The organism is Parabacteroides sp. merdae-related_45_40, assembly GCF_001915675.1.
The window spans coordinates 108,369-134,875 of the sequence record NZ_MNQY01000030.1; the positions used below are offsets into that span (position 1 = coordinate 108,369).

Consider the following 26,507-nt stretch of genomic DNA (forward strand, 5'->3'; position numbering starts at 1 on the left):
CCATCGTAAGCGGCTTATAATGCCCAGTATAAGGAGCTTATAATGCCCATTGTAATAAACAAAGAAAGCGAGACTTCTATCTGGTTGATAATCAAGTCTCGCCTTCTTTGTTATGTGGAATGATAGTTGTTTATCGTTGTCTGTATGAGATCAATTCTTCTGGGTTGAATCGTCCGATATAACCCTGATGTTTCTCTATCTCAGCCTCTACGTAATTGGTGTAAACAACCGCGGACTTAGCGAACAGCTCCGGCGCTTTCGTCGCATCTTGGATCAATAGATGAGCCATGATGATATCAGCGGCCATCTCCATCAAGCGGCGAGCCACGAAATCGAGTAATTCCTGATCTTGAGACTCTTTTACTTTCGCCATGCTAGCCTCGAACTTATTAGCCATCTCTACTAAACGAGCCTTCAGCGGTTCCATCTCGGCAGAGCAAGGGATCGCCTCGAATTCACGGATGGTAGCTAGGTAAGACCCGTTTGTCACGTAACGTATGGCCGCTACGGTCTGCAATTGCGTCGTGCCTTCATAGATGGAGGTGATACGGGCATCGCGGTAGATACGTTGGCAAGCATACTCCATCATAAAACCGGATCCTCCGTGTATTTGGATGCAATCATAGGCATTCTGGTTGGCGTATTCGGAATTCATACCTTTTGCCAACGGGGTGAAAGAATCCGCCAATTTGGCGTATTGCTTCTGTTCCTTACGTTCTTCCGGAGTCAGTTTACGCTCACGGGCGATGTCGTCCAGTGCCTTGTAAATATCAACGTAACGAGCGGTTTGGTATAACAACGCACGTCCGGCATCCAGCTTCGCTTTCATGATGGCGAGCATGTCGTAAACAGCGGGGAAGTCGATGATTGCCTTACCGAACTGCTTGCGGTCTTTGGCGTAGGCCAATCCTTCGTTGTAAGCGGCTTGGCTGAGGCCTACCGATTGTGCGGCGATACCTAGGCGTGCGCCGTTCATCAAGGCCATCACGTATTTGATCAAGCCCAGTTTGCGATCGCCACAAAGCTCTGCTTTCGCGTTCTTGTAAATTAATTCGCAAGTAGGAGAGCCGTGGATTCCCAATTTATTCTCGATACGGCGTACGTTTACGCCCCCTTCCTGTTTGTCGTAGATAAACATGGACAAACCACGTCCATCCTTGGTACCTTCCTCGGAGCGGGCCAATACGAGGTGAAGATCTGCGTCGCCATTCGTGATGAATCGTTTTACGCCGTTCAACCGCCAGCAATTCTCTTTCTCGTCGAAGGTAGCCTTTAGCATCACGGATTGCAGGTCGGAGCCAGCGTCCGGCTCGGTCAGGTCCATAGACATGGTTTCTCCCGCGCAGATACGTGGGATGAAACGGCTGTGCTGATCCTCGTTGCCGAACTCATATAAGGTTTCGATACAATCCTGTAATGACCAGATATTACCGAAGCCGGCGTCAGCCGCCGCTACGATCTCCGCGCACATGGTGTACGGCGTGATCGGGAAGTTCAAGCCACCGAAACGGCGAGGCATCGTCATACCGTTCAAACCGGCTTTTACCATCGCGTCGAGGTTCTGCTTCGTGCCGGAAGCATATTCCACACGGCCATTCGCGCAGTGAGGACCTTCGGCATCTACGCCTTCCGCGTTAGGGGCGATGATCTCTCCGGTGATCTCTCCGGTAATCTCCAGCACCTTATCGTACGAGTCTATCGCGTCGGCATAATCTTGCGGCGCGTAGTCGAACTCTTCCTTGTCTCTGTACTCGCGTTCCTTCAGCTCGCAAATACGTTCCATCATCGGATTGTTCAAGTGATACTTGAGTTCCGGTATGTCTGTATAATAATTAGCCATCTTTACTTACTGTTCTTTTTGTAATACTTAATCATCTTAGGAATCACCTCTTCTACCGTACCATTGATTACGTAATCGGCGATCGTATTGATCGGGGCGTTCTCATCATTATTGATCGAAATGATGATACCGGCGTCTTGCATGCCGGCGATATGCTGGATCTGTCCGGAGATACCGCAAGCGATATACAATTTCGGACGCACCGTGACACCGGTCTGACCGATCTGACGGTCGTGGTCGCAGAAACCGGCATCGACAGCCGCACGGCTGGCGCCTACCTCGGCGTGAAGCTCTTTCGCCAAATCGAACAATAAATTAAAGTTCTCCTTGGAGCCTACGCCATAACCTCCGGCCACTACGATCGGAGCGCCTTTCAGGTTGTGCTTCGCTTTCTCTACATGACGGTCGATCACCTTCACCACATAGTCTGTCTCGGGGACATACTTCGCTACGTCGTGGCGGATCACTTCACCTTTATAGTTCTCGTCAAGGACTTCCTTTTTCATCACGCCCTCACGAACGGTCGCCATTTGCGGGCGGTGTTCCGGGTTGATGATCGTGGCTACGATGTTACCACCGAACGCCGGACGGATCTGATATAATAAGTTCTCATAGGTAATACCCGCTTTTTTATCCTCGTGCGAGCCGATCTCCAAAGAGGTACAATCGGCCGTCAAGCCGCTTGTCAAGGCCGAGGATACACGAGGACCCAAGTCGCGACCGATCACCGTAGCGCCCATTAAGCAGATCTGCGGTTTCTCCTCCTTGAACAAATTAATCAAGATGGAAGAATGAGGAAGTGATGTATAAGGGAATAAACCCGGAGCGTCGAACACATGAACCTTGTCGACGCCAAAAGGCAATACTTGTTTCTCTACACCCTCAAGGCCGGAGCCGGCAACAATCGCTTCCAGTTGGCAGCCTAATTGATTAGCCAGCTTACGACCTTTGGTCAGAAGCTCAAGACTTACATCGGCAACGCTCGTGCCTTCTGTCTCACAATATACAAATACGTTGTTCATAATCTTATCCGATGGTGTGGTTAGCTAACAGTTCGACAATCAAATCCTCTACTTCTTGGTCGGAACCGGAGATCGTCTTGCTTTCTTTGGCTTGGAAGACGATGTTCTGGATCGCTTTTACCTTTGTCGGCGAACCGCTAAGGCCGCATTGAACCAAGTCTCCATTCACGTCGGCCACGCTCCATTCCTGAATATCCAGATACGGGCGGCTCTTGTACAATTCCGGGTAGCGAACGGTCGGTTCTCCATCTTGGTGACAGGCGGGTTGTGCGTTCCGTTCCTGTTTACCCATGGCGTATTTGTACTTCTGTACCAGCTTCGCGTTACGAGGACGGCAGGGAGCGGCGGAACCATTCACGGTGATTACGATCGGAAGCGGACCTTCCACGGTCTCGACACCCCCGTCGATATGACGTTTTACGGTGATACGTCCGGCCTCTTTATCTACGTTCAGGATTTCCTCGGCATACGTGATCTGGGTCAGTCCCAGTTTCTCGGCGACTTGCGGACCTACCTGTGCCGTGTCGCCGTCGATCGCTTGGCGACCACCGATGATAATATCATAATCGTTGATTTTCTTGATAGCCGTGGCAAGCGCATAGGATGTGGCTAAAGTGTCGGCTCCGGCAAACGCACGGTCGGTCAACAAAAAACCGCCGTCAGCACCACGATACAAACCTTCGCGGATGATTTCGGCGGCACGTCCCGGGCCCATCGTCAGCAGCGTAACTGTCGTTCCGGGGTAAGCGTCTTTCAAGCGTAACGCTTGTTCCAACGCGTTCAGGTCTTCCGGGTTAAAGATCGCTGGCAAGGCGGCACGATTGATCGTTCCGTCCGCTTTCATGGCGTCCTTTCCCACGTTTCGTGTATCCGGGACCTGTTTCGCTAAAACAATAATTCTTAAACTCATATTATATATATAGGAATATTAGATTAATCTTGCGTGCAAAAGTAATCAAACATTCTTTATCTCAAAGCATTTCGGGCGAGAAATGCACACTTTCCGCCCTTTTGAGCATAAGACCATTCTTAATTTAGGGTTGCGATCTCTGCCGCGGTGAGGCCGAGGACAAAAATATCGGTATTGGCATCGGGAGATGCCGATATCGGCGTGAGGCGTAAGCACTATCGGCGTGAGCTTACGCCACTACTGCTTCGGGGCGATGCCTATACTGGCGTTTGCCGATGACGATTTGGAGCGAGAAAACCCCGGTGCCGGATCGGTCGGCATCGGGGTTTTCTCGTTGTTTGAAGCCAGAAGAGAGGCCTATCGCACGATGACCTTCTCCGTATGCTCTCGCTCACCGTCGGAGGCGTGGATGATGTAGATGCCGGTGGGGAGGTTGAAGCTGTATTGTGTCGTGTTCACGGAGAACCGGCGCACGAGTGATCCATTCAGGCCGAACACCTTGATTTCCTTCACCGGCCGGAGGGCAGATACGATGACCTGTCCCTGTATCGCCGAATAAATGGAGATACCAGCCTCTTCTATCTTGATCTTCTCCGTTCCGGTCGGGATGAAATCGGAGCGGAGGAAGTAGCGCCCGTGCGTGTTTCCCTTCACGGTGATCTCCGTCTCGTTGCCGTTCAGCGACCGGCTTGTCCGGGTAACCGCGTCGTACACCTCTACCAGCGTGCCGAAGGCCTCCTGCCCGCGGATCGTCACCGTCACGTCGCCATCGTCCGGGCTGTAGACACCGAACGGGATATTGGCGAGGCTGTTGCTGGCATTGATCGTCGCGGTCTGGCTGCCGGCTACGGTATAGATCACCGGGACACCCCGCAAGCTGTTATCAAGCAGCAACTCGGCATCCTCGTCCTCCTTGAATCCGGGGGTAGCCGCCACACGTGCCGCCACGATGGCACGGCTATACGTATCGCCCCGGCGTGCGGTCAGCGATAAGGTCGGCTTACCGGAGGAACGGAGGAGGGAAGAATTGGCATCGTCCAAGGCTTGCATCTCGTTCGTGAAGGAAAGTTCCAGCGTAGAAGCCGCTTGTTCTTCCGCTCTCTTGACAAAGAAGGATTGCAGGGGAGCGATCAAACGCGCGGTTGTCCCTTCTTCTTCCGTGCTGATCCATTGGCCATCGCTATTTGCTATGGCTACCTGCTGGTTGTCCTCTTTCACGATCCAATATTTCTTCTCTACTTTGCTTTCGTTCTCTTTGAAGAACTTATTCATATCCAAATGAGCGATGAATGGGTTTCCTACCAAGAAGTAAGGATTATTTGCTGCTTGGTTGGTTATGGATACAGAGAAAGATTCCTGCTTGTCTATAAGCCGTCCGGCGTTTCTCCTACTGTCTTCCGCTATAGTTACCGTATGACCGGTTGTACCATCCGTATTATAATAGCTATATTCCGTATCCGCTTTCGGCAGGCGGAACAACGTGTTGACTGTCATAGTGTTTTTAGGTACCACCTTCAGCGAGAAGCCTTGGCCGGGAGTATACGGGACGGTTACATCATTGTAGACGATACTCCAGTTCGCGGTAATCGTGTTTTGCGTTGTCCCGGAAGCATTATCGTAATGGATAGCGGCGTTCCCTTCATCCCAGCCTCTTTGGAAGACGGCGGGGTTGAAGCGGTTGTGCCGATTTGTTTCGAATGTGATCGGCTGATAATATTCCGTCTCTTGTCGATAGTTGGCAGAGGGAACATACCAATCTCCCGCCACGATGCCTTGCAACGGAGAGGCCAGCGTGTACCAACGGTTCGGTGCCAACTCGTAATCCACCCATGCCTTGTTATATTCCGGATGAAGTAGTTCGGCGTGCATCATCTCTGCGTTCGGTTCGAAATGTACCTCCTCGCAACGGTTCACGGTATAGGGATCGGTTTTCATTTCGGTGTACGTTCCATTAGCTTCTTTTTTTCCATATACCATCATATCGTATTGGATCGGGTGAAGACGGTATTCATCGGTTGCCGGTGGATCCATGTGTGGGAGATTATTGATTTCAGTCTTCCATAAGACATCACGATATTGTCCTTTATCTCCTTCAAATCCAGCTTCATATAATTCCACCTTGCCGTTTCTCGGAATGATGATCTTTGAGAAACGCATCGGGACATAGCCGGGGTTGGCCGCATATTCATCTCCTTTATAAACAGGAATAGTGGTATTCTCCTCGGCCTTTATATCCGAGTATGTCGCCCGTTTCCATTGCGAGTCGTCGTTCCAGTTGATGCCTATTTTCGTGCCTTGCCAAACCAAGTATTCCGGGACGACTTTCATGGTCATGATAAAATTGCCGTAGCAAGGTGTAAAAGTATCTGTTTCATTACCACCTTCGTCATCCGCAGCCCTCGTGGTGGGGGTGTAATACTCTTCATATCGAACCATAAATGTATACTCGTATCCCTCCTTGGGGTTGAATTTGAGGTCTGCGTCACCTTCGGTCATAGGATTACCCTCCGAGAAGAAGATTTTCATAATATTTGTTCCTGTGATCTTATTTCCTTCATAACGCGGTTGGGCAAAGAAACTTATTACCTTTCCGATTATATAGGTGTATTTATCGAAATTCGGGTCATCAAACAATTCCTTATAGGCCGGGTCGGTTGAGCCAATCAAGTAAATGTCGTTATAGTTTGTACCTTCTTGACTCCTCATCAAACCAACATGGTCCGGCTGATAATTCTCATCATACCCCTCATCTCCCTCTTTAAGCGCAAACCTGATATTACGGAGATTGACAGTGATCGGATTATTTTCTGTTGAACTTATTATATGCTTCAACCCGATACGCATGGCCGGGTTATGCGTATCCTCCAGATACTTCATATACTCGAAGCCCGGCTGTACGCTGGGGGCTTTTCCTCCCGGGGTCATGTGCAAATCGACAGGTTCCGCACAAAACAGCCCTTCTTGGGTTTCTTGTTGGATAGGGCATATTTTCAATGTACGTCCTTCATCATCCAAAAGGCGGACATCCAAAGTCTTTCGGCGCAAAATCAATTTCCTATTGACGGCATCGTCACGTCCTTTTTGATTCAGCTTGTAATTGATCAAGTCAATATGGTCCTGCGTGAAAGATCTATCGGTTGTGGCGACCGCTTTTGGATCTAATTTAAACCGTTCACCCTCTACCGCGTTCGGATCTTCGATCACAGAAGCCTCAGGATAGTTTGCCCTCAGCCCACTCAATGCCTCTTTCAGAGTGACATCATGAAATAATGTATTGCCTTCATCGCTCGTTTGAGGTAGTTCGAAATCCTTACTCGAATTGAAATACCAATCGTAGTAAACAGGAATTCCATCATACGGTATATAAGTGCCCGGATTTTCAGGATCCTCAATCCTCAACCGCATCGATAGCTCGATGGCTTGCCCGGTACAGTACTCTTGCGTTTTCAGCGGGTCCAGCACTTCTCCATTGATAAGCACTTGGTTTTGGCTTTCCACGGAGAACGAGGTTGAGATGGAACATACCTCTCGAGGGTCCTCAAAACCACTGGCATCCGCTCGTCCTGTAGATTTTTCACGAATCAAGATCATATACCGGCGGTTCTGTTTCAAGGAAGAGTAGAGGTCTCCGATCAGGCTACGTGCGTCACCCTCGCCTGTCTGGTAGAATTGGTTATTATTGTCTTGTAAGACTAAATTTTCCTTATCCTTACCTTCATCATACGCCTTATTCTTCTCGAAGTTCAAATCGAAACTCAACGTTCCTACTTGTAGCGAGTTATCCTTTTTGATGGGCATCCAAGAGGCTTCAATAGCCTCTTGGACATTTTCCTTTTTATTATAGGCATTGACATAATCAATGCTATCCACGAAACAGAAGTCGATAGAGGATGTTTCCGAGGCATCTCCTGTTAATTCAGTTTTACCAATACGTTCGAGCAATGTCGTCCAGTCCAGCGACAAGGTCATCAGGGTGGATGCACCACAAGAGATTTTCTTTTGCTTGACATGGGCTTTCGGTTTCGCCATATAGACCCGTACGTCATCAAGGTACATATCGGCACCTTCCGTGGAAGCCGAGTAGTTATCGATTTGAAGGAAATAGTTCTCATAATCCGTATTTTGGTTGGAGAATGAGAAATAAACGTGGAACCACTCATTGGAAGCGTCTGCCTTAAATCCCGGCAAATTAGCGGAGGCATAATAGGTGACCGGTATCTGTCCCGTCAAGTAACGATAGATCGGTTCATATTTCCCATCCGCCGTTTCTCCCATGATGGTAAACAACATGCCGGCATTGTCCGTGTTGGTACCCGGACGAGCGGCCTTTACCCATGCGGAAACAGTCAGCTGGGCACTCGAGCACAACTTTTGAGGGAAAGGGGCACGCAAGATAGTTCCCGGACGGTCGGACGCATCGACAAAAAGATGGTACGATTGGGGAGCATAGTCATCACCCTCTGTCGGGGGAAGAGGCCTATCAACATCCCATCCACCACCACTACATTCCACGTAGTTTTTGGTAATCGCGTAATTACCCCATTCCGCACAGCTTTTGTTTCCAGCAAAACCATAATCATTAACGATTTCACCGTCATTTACGTCTTGCTTTTTCGTCCCATCATAAAAACCATAGCTGATAGAATTCCATCTCATCGGATATGGATAATAACCGGTTATATGATTTGTACCAGCCGAGTTTTCCACAGACTCATCGTAATCCATTGTCAACTCCGTAAGTACCTCATTGTCCGGGTTCTCATGGATATTTTTTGGGGTACGGTAGCTGAGTTTTGTCCATTCACCCGTATAGTCTTCCAGTCTGTTCCCCTCTATGTTTTCTCCATCCAATAAGTTTACCATGCTCTGTGTAAGCAGACGCCCCCCTATGACGAAATTGAGATGGAATCTGGCGACAGGCGTCTCGCCATTCTTTACAACGATTGTCGCTCGAAGAGGATCCGTTCCATTATGTCCTGACGGGATGACGGTTCGGGTTTTACTGTCAGTGTTTTGATTTCTATAACAGAACGAGATGATTCGCTCGTCACCGGAAAGAGTGACGGCTGATACCTCAGGACTAGCGGTATTCGCATCGCTGAAACGGCGCTCATTAGTCAAATAGATCTCAGCCGTTTTCCCGTCCTCTATAGTCGCGGTCAATTGGCCGCTTCCGCCGCTTTGTGCCAGATAACTTCGTGCGGCTTTAGAGAGTGTGACAAGCTCGTTCGTGTAGCTTCGTACCCGTGTGGCCGGCATATTGATCGTATATTCCTCGTAGGGAGGCTTTTCTTCTTCCACCGACTTGATATAATAAATGATACGGTGTGTCAACGTAGGTTCGCCATAACCACTATTTTTAAATTTATTCGCATTGAGCTTATTACCATCCTTATCTTTGTTGCTTACATCCGGATCGGTTCCATAATCTGTGTATTGAGATACATCGCAAGCTACGGCATACCATTTATTATCGATTTTCGAATCTTCTCCCGCATTGGCAAAGGAAGGGAACCATTCTTTAAATTCGTCATCTGTCGGGAAGTAAAAATCCATACCTTCAAACAAGCTGGTTCCGGTCAAAGGATTGATAACATACCCGTTATCGAAACGCACAGGAGGAATATTGGAGTTTTGTACATTCGGAGTTAACAAATCATACACGGGATTCGCTGTCAACTGTTCCGTCATATAGGTTTTCCCCGTACGATAACTGTACCAACGGACATAGCTATTCATGGAGTTTTGAGACGCATCTCCAGTACCATATTTGTTGGGTAATGTTAATGTGACTTTGCTTCCGGGCTTCATATAGATTGTATCTACCATCGTATGGGTTGCTTGTACTTGACGGCTTTCAAGGCCGTTCCCTATAAGGTCAAACATTTCTTCTCCATCCTGAAAAGTATCCGGTTCTTTTTGCTCTTTGGTCAAGTTCTCTCGCATACCGTGCCATTTGGCAGCTTTGTGCTGGATGCTTGGTAAAGAGAAAATGCTAAGAAGAGAAAGCTCTGTAGTATGAAATGTCAGTTCTATAGTATTGGATGTGATCGGCTTGTTTAGTGGCAAGTAAACAAAATCACTACTATTAAACGGTAACGAGAATCTTTGCTCTCCAGCTTCCGATTTAACAGTAATATCGCTACGGTAGCTGTTATCTGTAAATTGTACTACAAGTATAGACAACGGTTTTTTGTCGGACGCTGTACGGTGGATGGTTATCGTTACCTCTTGGGATCCGTTAAAATAGCAAAAGGTGGATTGTTTAATGATATCATTAAGATTACCAAATGTTGGGGATGGATTGGCTTCAATCGTTGTTCCTTCCGGGAACCACCACCGATACCCATCGACAACCCTCATCTGATCACCGTACACAGCGTTTTGAGCCCAAAGTTCCTCTCCACTGGAGAGAAGGAAGAGGGCAAAAAGCAAGGAGAGGCTCCTCACGGTTTGTATAATAAATAGACTTGTATGTTTCATCGCTTTGATTCGTTATTTAGGTTGATTACTCGTCGGTTTGACAAGATAATTGATAAAACTCTTTCAATACCAAGCTGGCTCCGGCGGAGCGAGGCACGGACTTGGTGATGGCCACGGCATCCAGTCCAACGACCTTAAAAATGAGGTCTTGCGTATATTCGTTTCCTCCGAGGTTTGCCTTTAGGGTATAGGTAGAGGTCTCGTTCTCGTTCGTGGGCTGTGCCGGCACTTGGGCGATGTAGGTGCCGGTTTCGCCAGTCTCGCCGGGATAGAGAAGGAGGTCGCCGGAGCTATACGCCAATTCCAGTTTTAAATCGTCTAACGACACGGGCTCGTCCGCGGCATCCAAGAGCTGTATCGTCAGCTTTACGACCGAACCTTCATGCACCGAGATCTCCGTCCCTTCAAGCGTATTCTCAAACGGGTAACCGCCGATGGGGGCGTAACTCTCTTCTATGGTAATAACCAGCCGGCTATTGTCGAGCAGCAACGGAATCTTCAGATAGTCGTTGCGGCGGACAAAAGAGAATTCCGTCGCGACCGGAGTTTTCTCCGCTCCATCTATCGTGGCGGATACCGTGATATAGTTGTTTTCTCCAAGGTCTGTCTCATGGATGTAATGTTTGTAGTCATCCATCGCCATCCCCGCAGTGATGGTGATGGGCTTATCTGTTGATACGATCGGCAAGGAATAGGGCGTGGATGTCTCGTTCGGGAAAATGGGCCGGACACTCTTTTTATTGGTATCATTTATCCCATCTTCCAGTCCCTCGTAAGGAAGCAGGTATATATCCCGATACTGGAAGTTCCCGAGCGAAAGGGAATTGATCGTGACATCCGCATCCGTGTTGTTCTTGAGCGTAACCTCTACCTTCGCGATCATGCGGTAGAGGACGATCGGGCCGATCTCCTTGGAATTCTCCTTCGTTCCGCCTGTCGGCGGGATCTCATAGGCATGGCTGCTCATCGGGATGGCTCGGTCCTTATCGACCGTCAACTGATCGATGCCGGCGATTTGGGCGATGGCCTCTTTCTTAAACGTTCCTCCTACCGTCAATGCGCCTTGGATATCCGCGTGGTTCGTCAGGTTCTCGCTGTCTAGGTTGGCGAAGGCATATACGGCGGTAGCCTCCTCCGTCACCTTCAAGGTGACCGTACCCCGCAAGACAGGATCGGTCTTGGTGTCCTCGAAATTTGTCGGATTGACTGTTTCCACCGCCACGATCCGGTCGTCGGCACCCGTGAACACGAGCGTCAGCGTGCGGATGCCCTCATCTGTGGTGGCGTTTGGATCGGTCTGTTGCGTGATGGTAAAGTTATACACACGCCCCTCCCTTATCTCCGCTTCCGGTATCGGATCTTGGGAGCAAGAGATAACGGCCAGCGAGAGGACGAGTAGCATTAAACCGTTTATATAAGATCTTACCATTTGTATATATATTAATGTATAGGTATCGTTGTCGTTTTACAAATCGAAATCGTTCAGCCGGATCACCCAATCGTTCACTTGGATGACGAAGCATTTGTAACCGATGATGGGGATATCCGGCTCATCGGGATCTACCGGATCTACCGGATCCACGGGGTCAACCGGATCCACCGGATCTACCGGCGGGCAGTCCGGACATTCCACGGGCGTGAGGAAGAAGATGACGGAGTACTCGTCCTGCCGGTCCAGGTATTCCTGCGCCGAGATATCGTGTCCCTCCATCTTGGTGAGGAGGAGGTAGTTGTTGAGGTTGATGTTGAGCACGTCCTCCTCGAACGCCTTGTGGCGCACGATGAGGCGGTAGTTCTTGCCGGCCATGAGGCGCAGGGTGTTCATCTCGGCTACGGCCACGAGCTGGTCTGTCACGGTGGCGGCGGGATCCGGGTCGGCGGCTATCTCCACGTTCTCGGTATAGTAAGGGAGATAGGTGACGGCGGGATCGGCCAGCAGGCTGTTGTCGTAGTCCATATAGCCGTTGTCGGCCACGATGCGGAAGGTGAAGTCGTTTACGTCCATGTTCTCGCCTTTCACGTTCTGCAAGACGAGGCGCAGCTTGTTGGTGTTTTTGTTCAGCCCGATGGTCTGTTCCTCGTGGCTTGTCCCGCTGATGCGTACGGTGTCGAGGCTGTGCCAAAGGGGGCTTAGCTCATGGGGTTGCGTGCCGTCGTCGGCGCGGCGGGCGCGCACGCGTATGTCTCGCAGGGTGGATTGCCCGGGAGTGAGTTCGGGCCATGCGTACGAGTCCTCTCGCAATCCTGCCCACGACAGCAGTTGGTAGGTACCCGGCTCCAGGTCGAGCCGTATGTCGTTCGTTTTTAGCTCGGCGCCCTCGATGAGGCGTTGGCTGAGGAAGTTGCCGTCTTGGTCGCAGATAAACAACGAGACTTGGTTCACCTCGTGCCGGAAGGCGTCGGCGAACTTCATGTTATAGTCGTACACGTAATGCAGGCGGAACTCGCAAGGCGGCAGGGAGTCGTCGTGTATCCAGTCGCAAGCAGGCACGCCCAGCAACAAGGCCGCGCCGATCAGATGTTTACAGGTATGAAAGAAACTTCTCATGTTTATATGCTCTATTATGTATTGGATGTTTTGTCGAATCGGGGGAGGGCCGCGGCCCTCCCCGCTATAGAAAGATTACCCCTGTGGATGGGGCGGGATGATTAATTGCCGGGTTTGAGTATGATACTTCCATTATCGCGGACTACCCAGTCGTGAACGTACAGCTCCACTTTCAGGTAGTAACCTTCCTCTTCGCCCTCGTCCGGCTTGTCTGTGCTATCGAACGGATCAGCCATACCCAATCCATCTATACCCGTTACGTTCAGGCGGTACACGTTGTTGCGTACGATACAGAACTCCATGATACCCATCGTCTTATCATCCCCGTTGTTCGCGTGGCGGATCCAGTAGGGGTAGTAGCAGGTGTGGGCGGTTCCGAAATATTCGATCGTGAAGGTGTTCGGGTTGGATATTACCTTGTTTGCTTCGGTATCGTTTGCCGGGATATTCTTATTATCTTGCAAGAACGCTACCCAGTTTATACCCGTAGAGGGAAGGGTGGTTGCGTCTTTTATTTTTTCGTACAAGAAAGCGAGATAGCCCAAGTCTTTACTGTTTACGGCTGCTCCTACCGCAGATTTAAAGTTACCAAAATCGATGGTACCTAAATTCCAAGTATCTTTCGTGAAGTTCTTACGCAGCCAAGCAAGAGGATTGGTTCCCGTATCGTCCGTTCCGCTGAAGATCAATTCAGCCTCGGCTGCTTCCAATCCCTGATAAAGTTTGTTGTCTACACGGTAGAAGCCTTTATTCGCCTCTGGGGTACTTTCTGTTACCGTTCCATTTGTTTCACTATAAGCAAACAACTTTTCCGGGTCATATTTCGCCTTGAAGATCACGCCGGTGGTTCGGCCATGTGTCTGTTGATTGTAGGCCATTGTGTTCTCGCCAGCGTAGGTGATGATACGGTATGTATTTTGTCCTTCTTCTGCTGAAGTAAGATCATTGAAAGCGGTATAGGTAATCTTCTGGACTCCATCGGAAGTAAATGGGTTATCGAACTGCTTAGTAACAGTAACTCCCGCCCTACCAGTGGTTGTCGGCTCAATCACGTAGTTCTTTTTAGTTGACGTATATTCCTCATTAATCAATGCTTTTAAAGTCCCGTCTATATTGCTGTCATCGTCTGTCAATTGTTTGAAGATATACACATCATGTTTAGCCACGTTCACCGGAGCTACGCCTTGCAGCGTAACGGTAGCGAGTTTTGTAGAGGGTTCTTCTTTTGAATTTACCTCGAAGCTAAAGTCCGTACCCACATAATCAATACGTGCGGACAAACGCTCTACCCAAACCGTTCCGGTAGCAGGTTTATTTTCCTTGATGTTTTCATTAGTGAAAGAGACAATGCTGTGTTCTTCTGTACTACCAGCAGCAGTAGGCGTGTTCTCCTCCACATGCGTGGACATGATGAATGTACCTTCTGTTCCGCTTAGATCGTTCGCGATAGTCTTGATCTTACAAGCCGCCAATGAAGATCCCGGAACGAATTTGTCCGTCACATTAGCATTTGCGATTGCGAGGATGCGGTAATAAGTATTTGTTTTAAGATATTCGCTGTTGAGGCGTACGGTCGCTTTTTTACCCGTGTGATGATCGTACTTATTATCAGCCTCCTCGTCGATTACGTTGCTTGTATACGAGGAAGCGATCACTATCGTGCCTTCTGTGTTGATGTTAAGAGCCTTTACTTTATTTACGTCTGTAGCCTCCTCGTTTCCATAGAGTACGATCGTCACTCCACTAACCTTGTTCTCTTTCTCCAACGCGCTTAGGAAGCCATCGCCATTCTCTCCGCCGGTGGGGTTGGAGCTAGTGGTTCCCTCCTCTCCGGCCTTCGTATACGCCCCGCTCGTGCTTGGCGTCATAATGTTCACGCTAAGGTAGACACCATTGCCGTCGATGGGTTCGCCTTGGTTGTTCCCGTTTTCCTCCAGGTCATCGGAGCAACCCGTCGCCGCCAGCAGGAATGCGGCGGCCATGCTGAATAGATTTATTTTCTTCATGTTGATGTATATTTAATTATTGATTTACGTATCATTTTGTCGTTATCGACACCTCCGGGAAGTCCCCTTTGACACCTCGAGGAGGTCTCTCCTGACACCTCCGGGAGGGTACCCTCGGAAGGGCCTTAGATCTCGTCCGGCGATTCGGAATCAGGGGTGCCACCCTTTGCCTCATTCGGATCTTTCACCCGCGTGAAGGTGATCTTCTCGCGTGCCTCTTGGATCATCTTGCCGGGGATGAAGGTGATACCGGGCTTCTTCATCATCGTAGCGACCTGAAACTCCTCCTTCGTCTTCGCTCCCTTGCTGCCCACGGAGGGGCGGAAGGTACCGATCTCACCCATACGCACGGCACGTCCTTCCCGGAGGTGGCGCGACATGTGGCGGCTGCAACGGTCGAAGCAGGCTTTCACGTCGGCACTGGTCAAGGCCGTCTCCTCGGCGATGCTCTCGCAAAGCTCCTCGAAGGAGATGATCTCGCCGCCCACGGGCTGCGCGTAGAACAACGTAGCGCCCTCGGGGGCCCCTTTCGACCAGTCTTTTCGTTCGACCAACTTAAATTTGATAGGCATAATTTCTCATTTTTTAGGATTAATAATTCGATATTCAATCGCACATCGCCTTGCGCCGGGCTTGGAGTTGCCGAAGGTTTTCCTTTGCGGCGGCGGCCACGCTCGGGTCGTTGTCGCCGGTCAGGACATTGAGTAGTCCCTCCGCCTCGTCGGTCTTGCCCTCGAGCAAGGCCAGCACGCCTTCGGCCAGCCGCAGGCGCGATCCCGCCTCGGCCCGTCGCATGTAGAGGCGGGCGTTCTCCGTCCGGCCTTGGGCCAGGGCGGTGAGGGCGGCGTTGAGGTTGGAGGTGGGGTCATCCGGATACATCCGTACGGCGATCTCGAACACCTCGTTGTATTCCGGGCTGCCTACCTCGTAGGTCTGCGCCACGCGATACATCTCCTCGAGGCTGAGTTGCGCCGGGTTCTTATAGATCAGCTCCTTCGCCTCCTCGGTGGTGAAGGAGCTGATGGTATAGTTCACTCCGTAATCGGAATGCCGCAAGGCAGGATATATCTCTTGCAGGAGGTGGCGGTAAGGCTCGCCTCCGGCCACGGTTTTCAGGCGTGCGTCGCGGCGGTCGGGGTCGGTGATGGCGGGGTCGCGGATGATGGCCAGCAGGGCCTCCTTGTCGGCGAGGTCGCCCTCGGCCACGGCCCGCTCCAGTCCTTTCCAGTCCTCCGGCTCGTAGTCCACGGTCATGCGCGCGTCACCGAAATCATACAGGCTCCGGATATAGTTCAGCAAGGCCTCGGCGCGGCCTTTGGCCAGCCGCTCGTTGTTGGCGTACGATCCCTCGGGCGAGGCGTATCCCTTGATGGACACCTCGGCGATGGAGGCGTAGGGGTTCTGGCGTACGGAGTCGATGGTAGCCCGTATGGCGGCCAGCTCGCGGGGGTTCTTGCGGTAGTCCGGATAGATTCCCGTACGGTTCACCGGGAAGTCGAGGAACGCCTGCCCCCGCAGGTTCCGGCTCTTGACGGCCTCCACCCTCGGGACCGCATAGGCCAGTACCGGCCGCAATACGACAGGTTCCGGCTTTGCGAGGTTGATAGGGAAAAGCGGCGAGCGGTCGTTACTGAGGGCCTCCCAGCCGCAGCCGCACTGGTCGATCACGAGCGTTACCTCCGACTTCCGCATCCAGTCCGCCATCGGCGTGCGGACAGCGTACTCGAAGGCCTGCTCCCTGCCGTTGAGGCGGCGCAGTTCATACTCGCCATGTTCGGCCGGGTTGCGGCCTGTGCGCTCGTAGAGGATGTGGCGGTCGCGGCCGTTGAGTACAACCGGAGTAAGGGGCCGCAGGCTGTCGCCCGCTGCGATGACCGGCGTGCATACCAGACCGCGGTTCGTCGGTAGCTTGATCTCGCTGAAGTCGAGCGTCATGTGGATCAGCAAGGAGCCGTCCGACTTCTCGACCGTCTGGTCTTTCACCTTGATCTCTTGCGCCCGCATGATCATCGCGGCGAGCAAGGCGATCGTTATCAGTATGTATCTGTTCGTTCTCATGACATGTCGGAATTAGAATTGGTAAATCAGGTTGACAGCCGCTTGCGTGGGGCCGAAATAGTGCTTTTTCTCGGTACGCAACTTGGTGCCGCAGTTGGCGCAAGGGTATTTCTCGGTCTCTAGGTAGAGATAACCCACGCCCAGCGTAGCCTCCAGGTTCCAATGCTTGGAGAGCAGCCACGAGTATCCGTAACTCAGTCCCGCGCCCGTGCCCCATCCTTGGTGCCGCTCGCCCTCGGTGCCCAGCAGTTTGATATCCGATACATTATATAATAGGTAAGGGATGTGTAACCCTATGAAATGTTTATGGCTTGTCTCGCAAAACCAGTAGCGCAATTCCGGATGCAGCCTCCAGTGCTTGAGCGATTTGCCGTAGCTGCCGTCGTCGTTCTTGCCGGAGAAGGGGTTCAAGCCGCTCTCGATGTCAAGGCTCCAGTGCCGTGCCAGGCGGAACTCGACACCTGCGTTGAACGTTCCCAACGCCCCCCAATACGGAAGGTTGGTCTTGATCCCGACCACCGATCCCTTCTGCCCTTCCAGCCTCTCCTGCGCGTAGGGCGACAGGGAGATCGCAGCCAATGCCATCATGCAGATAAACTTTCTGATCATATTCTTTTGTTTTTAGTCGTTATTGTTAATCGTTGGATTTCGCTCGTTGCCTCGCAACCTTGACCGCAGCAACCAGCTCCGGCTCGTGCATGTGCAGGTATTGGCGGAGACTCTCCGGGGGGATTCCCAGCTCGGCGGCTACCCGCATGATCGGCCGGGGATTCGCCCGCAGACTCTCGATCGCCGGGGCATACTTGGCGGCGGTAGACTTGAGGTAACGCTTGCTGCCACTCAAGTCGAGCCTGCACTTGTCGTAATCCGTCGCGGGTTTTCCCCCGCGACGCTCAAGCATCAAGTCGCGGTGCCATTTGCGCAGGTAACTCCGGAACCCCCCGATAGGGACATCCGTGCGGTCGGTGATCTCCCGTATCGTAAAGCTTGTCTCCCGATAAAGGATTAGGGCTTCGGAATATTTCTCCCGGATCTCGTGAGAAGGCTCGGTCAACCGGTTGTTCCCGCTCATCTCGCCCCATTGCCGGCAACCGGCCGCAGACTCTTGCCGTCGGTTCTTCCAATCTACTAGGTCTTTGTGGTAAAAGCGCAGATATTGGCTGAGGCCGGCGAGTGACACGCCGCATTCCTCGGCGATCGTCGGCAGGTTCTTGTCGGTGGAGCGGAGCATCTCCACCGCCCGGGCGTATATCTCCACGCTCTCGGGTTTCGCGCCCCGTGCGAAGTTGTCTTTCAGTCCGAGACGCGTCCTCGCCTTCTCACGCCGCTCGATGATCTCCGGATAATGCAGTTTCAGCTGGTTGCCCAACGCCACACCGTCCAGCCCGAACAGCCGTGCGATCTGCGATACGTTATATTGGATGTAGGAAAGATCGTCGCAGGCATCGATGGCCTGTTTGTATTTTCGGTAGGCTGCGGGAGTCTGGCCACTCTTTTTACGTAATAGGATGCCGTTGGTAGCGTCGGCATTCACCTCCAGCCCGTTCCTCCTCAGCATCAAGGAGCGATGGTGCCGCCTCAGATAAATCCGGAAAGCGGGCAGGCTAAGGCCGCATTGGAGTGCGATCTGCTTGCCGGTCATTTCCGTGCTGGCATACAAACGTACCGCCTCTGCGTATTTCACCGTGATAGCGTCAGGGGTAGCCTGTGGATTCGTGTTTTCCTTTTCTTTCATATATATCTTTGCTAGAAGCGTTTGATACTTATTTATGAAATAAGGATTTTCCTCTTTATTCCCTTTTGATTAATAGCTCTATAGTACCGGAAATTTTTTGTCTGGCTTCCGTCAGTTTGGATATATCCAGCTCGCTCAAGTAATAACGTGTCGTCTTCTCTGAGCTATGCCCTAACGCTTGGCTGATGACAGCTACCGGCACCTCATTCTCTAAAGCCGCCGACGCCCACGAATGGCGTGTGACGTAGGAGGTGAGCCGTATCGGGAAACCTTGTTCGATCCCGATCAACCTCAATTCTTTGTTATGCAAGGCTAGACGGTACTTGTATTGCGCATGGGTGAGTCTCTCCACGTCTGGCAGGATGGGGAACAAGAAACGTCTCTTGCCATCGTCCGGCTCATATTTCCGGATCAGCCGCCACATAGCATCGGATATTTCCATACGTATTTGCGAACCGGTCTTCTTCCGTTTATACACCAGCTCGTTACCACGGATATTCTCCCGGGAAAGGAACGCCATATCCACGAAGGGCATTCCACAAGCTAGGAAACTGAAAAGGCAGAGGTCCGTAGTCAGTTCCCGCCGTGGATACTCTTCCTTTTTCCGGGTCTCGGCCAACCGGTAGATGAACGACACAGGGATGGCTCGCTTGGTTGTGGGTGAGCGCCTCAGTCTCAGCCCCTCGAAAGGGGACTTCTCCGGATGCAATAACCCTTCGTGTAAGGCGGCGTTGTAAATGGCACGGAGGGCGCTGAGGTAGGAATTGATGGAGTTGGTGGCCAACCTTCGCTGTTGCAGATAAGCGGAGAAGTCGGTTACCATAGTCTTGCTGATCGCTTCTATACGTATTTCCTTGTCACCTGTGAATTTTAGGAAATGGCCGATAGCTACTTGATATAGCTCGGCGGTGCCCATCTTGTTCAAGGTCTGCTTCAGCCGTATCCGTTCCTCCGCATATGCCCGCAAAGCGGGCGAAATGCTCTTTTTCTTCGTTCTTTTCTGTTTCATATTCCAATTATTTATTATGCACTAACAAATAATGGAAATTTCACCGACTTTATCACACTCGCCAGCCTTACTTAATGACACCTGTCTGCGGGAATCAGCCTTGTGCCTGTTTCCGATCTAACCGCTCCACCACCTTGCCATAGATGATGAGGGCAAAAGCCGAGACTAAAGCGATCGCTCCGAAATAATACCAGATATAATGGGCATTTGCGCTAGCCGTCAGCCATTCCTCATGAGAGGCGAAGAGGGTAGGTTCCGGACAGTATTTACTCAAAAGGAATCCGGATAATCCAAACCCAAAGATAGAGGATAAGAAGGAATGCAAATGGCTGAATCCAAGATAAAGACCTTCCTCTCCCTTGGGAGCTTGCAAAGAGAAATACTCGAGGAAGCGAGGCGATATGAATGTCTCGGCCAAGCCTTGGAACACGATGCCTACCACCATCATGAAGGCGACAGGGTGCATGCCGAGTATATTCGTATTTCCGTCTAGCATATTCCCGGATGCCATGCAAAGAGCGGATATCGGCATGATGAACATACCGACCGTCATGGAAGTAAGCGCTGTCCGCTTCCGCATCATCTGCGTTACTAGATTGACTGTCAGAACTACGACTAAAGGGTTTACGTTGGCGTACCAAGAAGGAGAGGCCCCCTCACCGGCCAAACGAAGCACATATTTAGGCATCGTGGCATACAGCTGGTGTTGCACCATCCAGAATCCGGTGATAATGATGATTAAGGTAATCAGCCGGCCATTACTGCAAACTTTGATCAAGGCGTTCCAAATCTGCCCGAACGTCTTGCCCTCGCCCGAGTGCTGGGCGCTTTTGTAGAAGAACCAAATGGCAAGCAAGGCAAGGAACGTCATGCTCGCCGAGAAATAGTTCAAGGTAATCAACCCCTCGTTACCCAACGCCTCGCGAAGCGGCTTCACGATGGTCTTTCCGGAGAAAGCCCCGATATTTACCATTGCGTAGAAGATAGAGAAACCCTTCGCCCGGGTTTCCGGCGTAGTCTCTTTAGCGACTGTACCGGAGATAACGCTCTTGATAAAAGCCCCGCCGCATACGATCAAGGCCATGATAGGGATAATGCCGTACTGAAGATTGCTCTCCAGCAATCCCGTAAAGGTAGTCGTCGTGCTGTATTCAACAAGTCCGGCGGATTGAAGCCAAGTAGGGTAAACTGCCAGTCCTAGATAACCACAAGTTAACAAAGTGAAAGCCAGTAGCATCGAGTTGCGGAAACCGATCTTATCGGCCAATGCTCCGGCGAACGTGGGCAGCAAATACAAACAGGCGGAAAAGATACCGGCGATGCTGGCAGCCTGAATGTCGTTAAAGCCTAAGATGCGGCTAAGATAAAGGGTGATAACGATAAATACGCCATAATAAGCGGCTCGCTCGAACAACTCGACGGTGTTCGCTACCCAGAATGCTTTACTGAACTTGATTTTCTCTTGTTTCTTAGTTGTCATGATATTTTTATTAGTAAGATAGATTAGATGGATAAGTAAAAGAGGAGGCGCAGGTGAGAAAATGAAGAGCTGCGCCTCCTCGTCTTTGTTTTATCGTATAGTAATTACGAATTAGGGCTTTACGGTATACGGTTGGTGGATCGCCTTATCGAAAGCTTTCCAATGCTCATCCGTCATGTTGCCCGGCGTAAACAACGCCACGCCAGCCGCTCCGTTTTCCATGGAGCCTCTTACGGCCTCCTCGATCTCGGACGGGATCAGTCCGTGGCCTTCCGGGTCCTTGATATTCGCCTTGTTCTGCCAATCCTCGCAGATGAACAAACCGCTATAAACCGGCTTCTTGCCTTGCACGGAGGCTACTTCCTCTTTCACGATCGGAGCCAGCCAAGAAGCGTCCTCCAGATAGAAATCGTTATAATTCATCGGGAAGAAAGCGTCGATATTCCATTTATTCCATTCTTGACGAACCATCCATTTAGCGTGAGAGTCCGGCCCCGGGAATACGGCGGCGCTCACTTTCTTGCCTTTGCCGTGAACCTCGTCGGCGATGCGGTTTACCAATTTCGTGATCAAGTCGCAACGGAACTGCGCCCATTCTGCGCATTTGGAAGGATCCTCTACGGATTTGATGTCGATACCGGTAGCGGCCTTGAAATCGGCCACGCATTTGTCACAGTAACAATAGTCCGCCGTAGGATATTCCTCGTCCATCACCAAACCGTATTTTTCCCAAAGTCCGCGGGCTAGGATGACATCCACGTAACGGATATAATCCAGATGGATATAATCCACCTCCGGGATATCGGCTACCTTGCCATACAGATTCAGCAAGAACTCCGCCGTACCTTCTTGGTTCGGGCACAGGCATTTGTAATAAGGCACATACGCCTGTACGGAATAGGCCGACTCGCCTTTCCGGTTCACGGCGTAGAGGGTGGAGTCCAATCCATGTTGCAACATGGCGGGAATCCATGCGTGATATTCCATGCCATTGGCATGGGCCGCTTTGGCGGCACGCTGAATTTTCTCCGTGTCATGGCCGGCGTTGTAGCACATCCCGTCTACTCCGTGGGCATGCCATTTACTAAAGTCCGCCTGTAAGGTTTGCTCGGTGGTATTCCCACCTTCGCCTTGCCATGCGTAGACCTTGACTGTTTTCTCGGGAGCCTTGACGCAAGCCGTCAGAGCGACGGCCGCCAAAGCGATAAAGAGCTTCTTCATATCTCGCAAGCGCATAAAGTCGGTATTAAGTTACGATCGCCATAAGCGTTATCTACACGGGCTACGTTAATCCAAAACTTGCTGTCGTGCAACCATTCCAGCGGGAAGGCAGCCTTCGTGCGGGGATACGCGTGTTTCCACTCGTCGGCGGTCACCTCGTATTCTGGATGCGGGGCGTTCTTCAAGACGTTGTCCTCCTTCGAAGCCTTGCCTTCCTCCACCTCCTTGATCTCGTTCCAGATACATTCCATTACCTCTACGAAACGATCCAGCTCGGCCTTGCTCTCGCTCTCGGTCGGCTCTACCATCAAGGTGCCGTGTACCGGGAAAGATAGGGTAGGAGCGTGGTAGCCGAAGTCCATCAAACGCTTGGCGATATCGCCCTCGTCGATGCCCGAACGCTCTTTTACCGTGCGGCATTCCAAGATCAACTCATGACCTACACGGCCTGTCGCTCCGGTATAAACGATGCCGTACGTATCCTTGAACTTAGCGGCCAAGTAATTGGCGTTCAAGATGGCCGTCTTCGTCACTGTCTCAAGACCTTCCGTACCCAGCAAGCGGATGTAAGCGTACGTGATCGGCAGGATACCGGCGCTACCATAAGGAGCTGCGGATACCGTATTCAAGTCGCTGCCCCAAAGCACCGGATGCTGCGGCAAGAACGGAACCAGATGCTCGGCCACGCAGATCGGGCCTACGCCGGGACCACCACCTCCGTGAGGAGAAGAGAAGGTCTTATGCAGGTTCAAGTGACATACATCGGCGCCGATCGTACCCGGATTTGTCAATCCTACCTGCGCGTTCATGTTGGCGCCATCCATATAAAGCTGTCCTCCGCAAGCGTGAACGATGTCGCACATCTCCTTGATGTCCACCTCGAAGATACCATGCGTGGACGGATAGGTAATCATGCTGGCAGCCAGACGCTCCTTGTTCTCCTCGGCTTTCGCGCGGAAATCTTCCAGATCGATATTACCATTCTCGTCGCATTTAACGGTTACGGTCTTATATCCGCATTGGATAGCGCTGGCCGGGTTGGTTCCGTGGGCGGAAGCCGGAAGCAAAACGATATCACGATGGCCTTGGCCGATGCTTTCCTGATAAGCACGGATCACACGAAGACCCGTGTACTCGCCGGCGGCGCCGGAGTTCGGTTGCAACGTACAGCCCTTGAAGCCTGTGATCGTGCATAAGTAAGAAGACAGGTTCTCGATCAGCTCCGTATAGCCCTCCACTTGCTCCTCCGGAGCGTACGGGTGGATATTCATGAATTCCGCACGGCTAAGCGGCAACATCGTAGAAGCCGGGTTCAGCTTCATCGTGCAAGATCCCAGCGAGATCATGGATTGAGCCAAGGAAACATCCTTTCGTCCCAAACGGGTGATGTAACGCATCAACTCGGTCTCCGTATGATATTTCTTGAATACGTCTTGCTGCAAGAAATTGGAGGTACGGGCGAATTTAGCGTCGAAATAAGTCTGGGCGGGGATAGACTCGTCCAGCATATAGTCTTTACCTGCGGCTCCGGCGAAGATGTATAGTAATACGCCTATGTCCGTAGGCAATGTTGTCTCGTCTATGCTGACGCCCACTTGTCCGGCCTCGAAATAACGCAAGTTCACCTTGCACTCCAAGGCGATCTCACGCAGCGCGTTCACCGACACGTGTGAAGGAAGCTGTATCTTCAAGGTATCGAAATAATCCTTGTTTAATTGCGTATATCCCAGTTTCTCCAACTCCTTGGCCAAGAATCCGGCCGTGGAATGAATCCGTCCGGCGATGTTACGCAACCCCTCCGCTCCATGATATACGGCGTAGAAGCCGGCCATGGTAGCCAACAACGCCTGAGCCGTACAGATATTGGACGTAGCCTTCTCACGTTTGATATGTTGCTCGCGGGTCTGCAAGGCCAAGCGATAAGCCGGATGGCCGTAAGCGTCCTTGGAGATACCGATGATACGTCCCGGGATCGTACGTTTATAATCGTCCTTCGTAGCGAAGAAAGCGGCGGAAGGACCCCCGTAGAACATCGGGATACCGAAGCGCTGGCTGCTACCGAATACGACATCCGCTCCCCATTCTCCCGGAGGAGTCAGCAATACCAAGCTCATCAAGTCGGCGGCTACGCCTACCTTGGCTCCGGCGGCGCCCGCACGGGCTACGAATTCCTTATAGTCCTCGATCGAACCATCCGCATTCGGGAACTGTACGATGGCGGCGAACACATCCGGCGTGAACTCGAATTTCTTATAATCGCCCACTACCACCTGGATGCCCTGCGGGACCATGCGGGTGTGGATGACGGCCAGCGTAGAGGCGAACACATTCTCGTCGATGAATACCGTATTCGCTTCCGCTTTCACCTGCGCACGGCTACGTGAACCATGGAACATGGTAACCGCCTCGGCTGCCGCTGTCGCCTCGTCGAGTAGCGAGCAGTTTGTCAAAGGTAATCCTGTCAATTCACTGATAACAGTCTGGAAGTTCAGCAACGCCTCCAAGCGTCCTTGGGATACTTCCGCCTGATACGGAGTATAGGAGGTGTACCAAACTGGGTTCTCGAATACGTTACGTTGGATCGGGGCCGGGCAAACCGTGTCGTACCAACCCATACCGATATAAGAGGTGAATACCTCGTTCTTGGAGGCCAGCTCGGCGATATGCTCGGCGAACTCACGTTCCGTCATGGCCTCCGGGAGGTTCAACGGCTCTTTCAAACGGATGTTGGCCGGAATGGTCTGATCGATCAACTCGTCCAAAGACTTCACGCCAATCGTCTCCAACATAGCGGGAATATCTTCCGCTGAGATGCCCACGTGGCGGTTTACAAACTTATTTGTGTCCATAATTCTAGTATTTTATAAATAAGGATTATTTAATTTCTCATCAATGATTCGTGTCTCGGGGCCATGGCCGGGGTATACCACGGTCTCGTCCGGCAACGACAGTAATTTGTCCTTGATAGCGGCAAGCAGTACATCTTGGTTGCCTCCCCATAGATCAGTACGGCCGATGCTTCCGGCGAACAAGGAGTCTCCTACGATCACGAAACCGTTCTTCTTGTTATAGAAAGCCAAGCCTCCGGGCGAATGGCCGGGAACGCTCAATACCGCCAGCTCGGATTTCCCGAACTTTATGATTTCTCCGTTTACCAGATATTTCCCTACCGGGATGCTTTTCGCCTTCATCGGCAGGCCGAATGCCTTGGCTTGCTCCTCGGGAGAGGGAAGGCCCTCCACGTCCGCTTTATGGGCTTCCGGGCTCAATCCGTAGGTGTCATGGATGAATTCGTTACCGAATATGTGATCCAGATGGAGGTGCGTACAAAGGTAACGTTTCAGCGTCAGCCCGTTTTGGGCGATAAAGTCGCTTACTTCTTTTTGTTCCTCTTTGCGCAGGCAGCCGCAATCGATAAGGACCGCCTCCTTGGTATCATCGTATAGCAAGTAAGTATTCTCGGAGAAATAGTTTACTTCGAAAGATTTTATCGTAATCATAAGGGTACGTACACTACTTTTTTAGTTTCAAAAAACTCTTCTTTAAAATGGTCTTTCAGATCCATGCTTATCGCTTGGTTCCGGAAAGGCAATATCTCGTGCGCCAGCTCTCCACCTTTCAGGCAAATCAATCCGTTGGGCAATGCGTTGATCTGTTCTTTCTTTATATTCTTGCGGACGATCTTTACCAGATCCGCCAGAGGCATCACGGCACGGCTTACCACGAAATCGAAAAGCTGCTTTTCCTCCTCGCCCCGGCAATGGCGGAAGGATACGTTCTCCAGCCCGATCGCCTCGGCCACGGCTTGTCCCACCTTGATTTTTTTCCCGATGCTGTCTACCAGATGGAAATGGGTCTCCGGGAATAAGATCGCCAAGGGGATGCCGGGAAAACCGCCTCCCGTACCCAGATCCATCACCGAGGAACCCGGCTTGAAACGCAGCATATCGGTGATACCCAGCGAGTGAAGCACGTGATGCGGATATAGGTTCTCGATATCCTTCCGTGAGATCACGTTGATCTTGGCGTTCCAATCCGTATATAGGTCATATAGGGCGGCGTATTGCTCTTTTTGCCGGTCGGTGAGATCGGGGAAATAAGATGTGAGAATTGAGAATTGAGAATTGAGAATTGAAAATTTCTCTGTATTTTGTTCCATAGGACATCTGTTTATAGGTTTATCTATCATTAATTT

At 51.3% G+C, this 26,507-nt stretch carries 17 protein-coding genes; all 17 read right to left on the reverse strand.

Going from position 1 to position 26,507, the window contains the following annotated elements; genetic code table 11:
• Positions 1 to 130 precede the first annotated feature (130 nt).
• Positions 131 to 1,840: an acyl-CoA dehydrogenase family protein gene (locus BHV83_RS01485; RefSeq protein WP_286755620.1), complete on the reverse strand. Its 1,710-nt coding sequence runs from the start codon at positions 1,838 to 1,840 to the stop codon at positions 131 to 133.
• A 2-nt stretch (positions 1,841 to 1,842) separates the two neighbouring features.
• On the reverse strand, positions 1,843 to 2,862 hold the full coding sequence (locus tag BHV83_RS01490; protein WP_008771673.1) for an electron transfer flavoprotein subunit alpha/FixB family protein: 1,020 nt from the start codon (positions 2,860 to 2,862) through the stop codon (positions 1,843 to 1,845).
• 4 nt (positions 2,863 to 2,866) lie between these two features.
• Positions 2,867 to 3,772: an electron transfer flavoprotein subunit beta/FixA family protein gene (locus BHV83_RS01495; RefSeq protein ID WP_121962388.1), complete on the reverse strand. Its 906-nt coding sequence runs from the start codon at positions 3,770 to 3,772 to the stop codon at positions 2,867 to 2,869.
• A gap of 357 nt (positions 3,773 to 4,129) precedes the next feature.
• On the reverse strand, positions 4,130 to 10,255 hold the full coding sequence (locus BHV83_RS01500) for a T9SS type A sorting domain-containing protein (RefSeq protein ID WP_286755623.1): 6,126 nt from the start codon (positions 10,253 to 10,255) through the stop codon (positions 4,130 to 4,132).
• 25 nt (positions 10,256 to 10,280) lie between these two features.
• A complete protein-coding gene (locus BHV83_RS01505) occupies positions 10,281 to 11,684 on the reverse strand; it encodes a fimbrial protein (protein WP_286755624.1) in 1,404 nt (467 codons plus the stop codon).
• A gap of 36 nt (positions 11,685 to 11,720) precedes the next feature.
• The gene (locus BHV83_RS01510) at positions 11,721 to 12,803 is read right to left on the reverse strand and encodes a FimB/Mfa2 family fimbrial subunit (protein ID WP_286755626.1); all 1,083 of its coding nucleotides are present in this window, start codon (positions 12,801 to 12,803) and stop codon (positions 11,721 to 11,723) included.
• Positions 12,804 to 12,904: 101 nt separating this feature from the next.
• Positions 12,905 to 14,809: an Mfa1 family fimbria major subunit gene (locus BHV83_RS01515; protein WP_286755628.1), complete on the reverse strand. Its 1,905-nt coding sequence runs from the start codon at positions 14,807 to 14,809 to the stop codon at positions 12,905 to 12,907.
• A gap of 125 nt (positions 14,810 to 14,934) precedes the next feature.
• Entirely contained in the window at positions 14,935 to 15,381 is a 447-nt protein-coding gene (locus BHV83_RS01520; protein ID WP_286755631.1) for an HU family DNA-binding protein, read from the reverse strand.
• Between the two features lie 34 nt (positions 15,382 to 15,415).
• A complete protein-coding gene (locus tag BHV83_RS01525) occupies positions 15,416 to 16,867 on the reverse strand; it encodes a DUF3868 domain-containing protein (protein WP_286755633.1) in 1,452 nt (483 codons plus the stop codon).
• A 12-nt stretch (positions 16,868 to 16,879) separates the two neighbouring features.
• Positions 16,880 to 17,476: a DUF3575 domain-containing protein gene (locus tag BHV83_RS01530; RefSeq protein WP_502687953.1), complete on the reverse strand. Its 597-nt coding sequence runs from the start codon at positions 17,474 to 17,476 to the stop codon at positions 16,880 to 16,882.
• Positions 17,477 to 17,501: 25 nt separating this feature from the next.
• The gene (locus tag BHV83_RS01535; RefSeq protein WP_286755635.1) at positions 17,502 to 18,602 is read right to left on the reverse strand and encodes a hypothetical protein; all 1,101 of its coding nucleotides are present in this window, start codon (positions 18,600 to 18,602) and stop codon (positions 17,502 to 17,504) included.
• Between the two features lie 55 nt (positions 18,603 to 18,657).
• On the reverse strand, positions 18,658 to 19,611 hold the full coding sequence (locus BHV83_RS01540) for a tyrosine-type recombinase/integrase (RefSeq protein WP_286755637.1): 954 nt from the start codon (positions 19,609 to 19,611) through the stop codon (positions 18,658 to 18,660).
• Between the two features lie 94 nt (positions 19,612 to 19,705).
• Positions 19,706 to 21,091, reverse strand: coding sequence for an MFS transporter (locus tag BHV83_RS01545; protein WP_286755639.1), 1,386 nt, complete (start codon positions 21,089 to 21,091; stop codon positions 19,706 to 19,708).
• 111 nt (positions 21,092 to 21,202) lie between these two features.
• Positions 21,203 to 22,312, reverse strand: coding sequence for a glycoside hydrolase family protein (locus BHV83_RS01550; RefSeq protein WP_008778512.1), 1,110 nt, complete (start codon positions 22,310 to 22,312; stop codon positions 21,203 to 21,205).
• A complete protein-coding gene (gene gcvP / locus BHV83_RS01555) occupies positions 22,309 to 25,161 on the reverse strand; it encodes an aminomethyl-transferring glycine dehydrogenase (protein ID WP_122380677.1) in 2,853 nt (950 codons plus the stop codon). Before gcvP ends, BHV83_RS01550 begins: the two co-directional genes overlap by 4 nt.
• Before the next feature lie 12 nt (positions 25,162 to 25,173).
• The gene (locus tag BHV83_RS01560; protein WP_044545423.1) at positions 25,174 to 25,812 is read right to left on the reverse strand and encodes an MBL fold metallo-hydrolase; all 639 of its coding nucleotides are present in this window, start codon (positions 25,810 to 25,812) and stop codon (positions 25,174 to 25,176) included.
• The gene (gene rsmG / locus BHV83_RS01565) at positions 25,809 to 26,501 is read right to left on the reverse strand and encodes a 16S rRNA (guanine(527)-N(7))-methyltransferase RsmG (RefSeq protein ID WP_008778511.1); all 693 of its coding nucleotides are present in this window, start codon (positions 26,499 to 26,501) and stop codon (positions 25,809 to 25,811) included. The genes BHV83_RS01560 and rsmG overlap by 4 nt, the downstream gene beginning before the upstream one ends.
• Between the last annotated feature and the right edge of the window lie 6 nt (positions 26,502 to 26,507).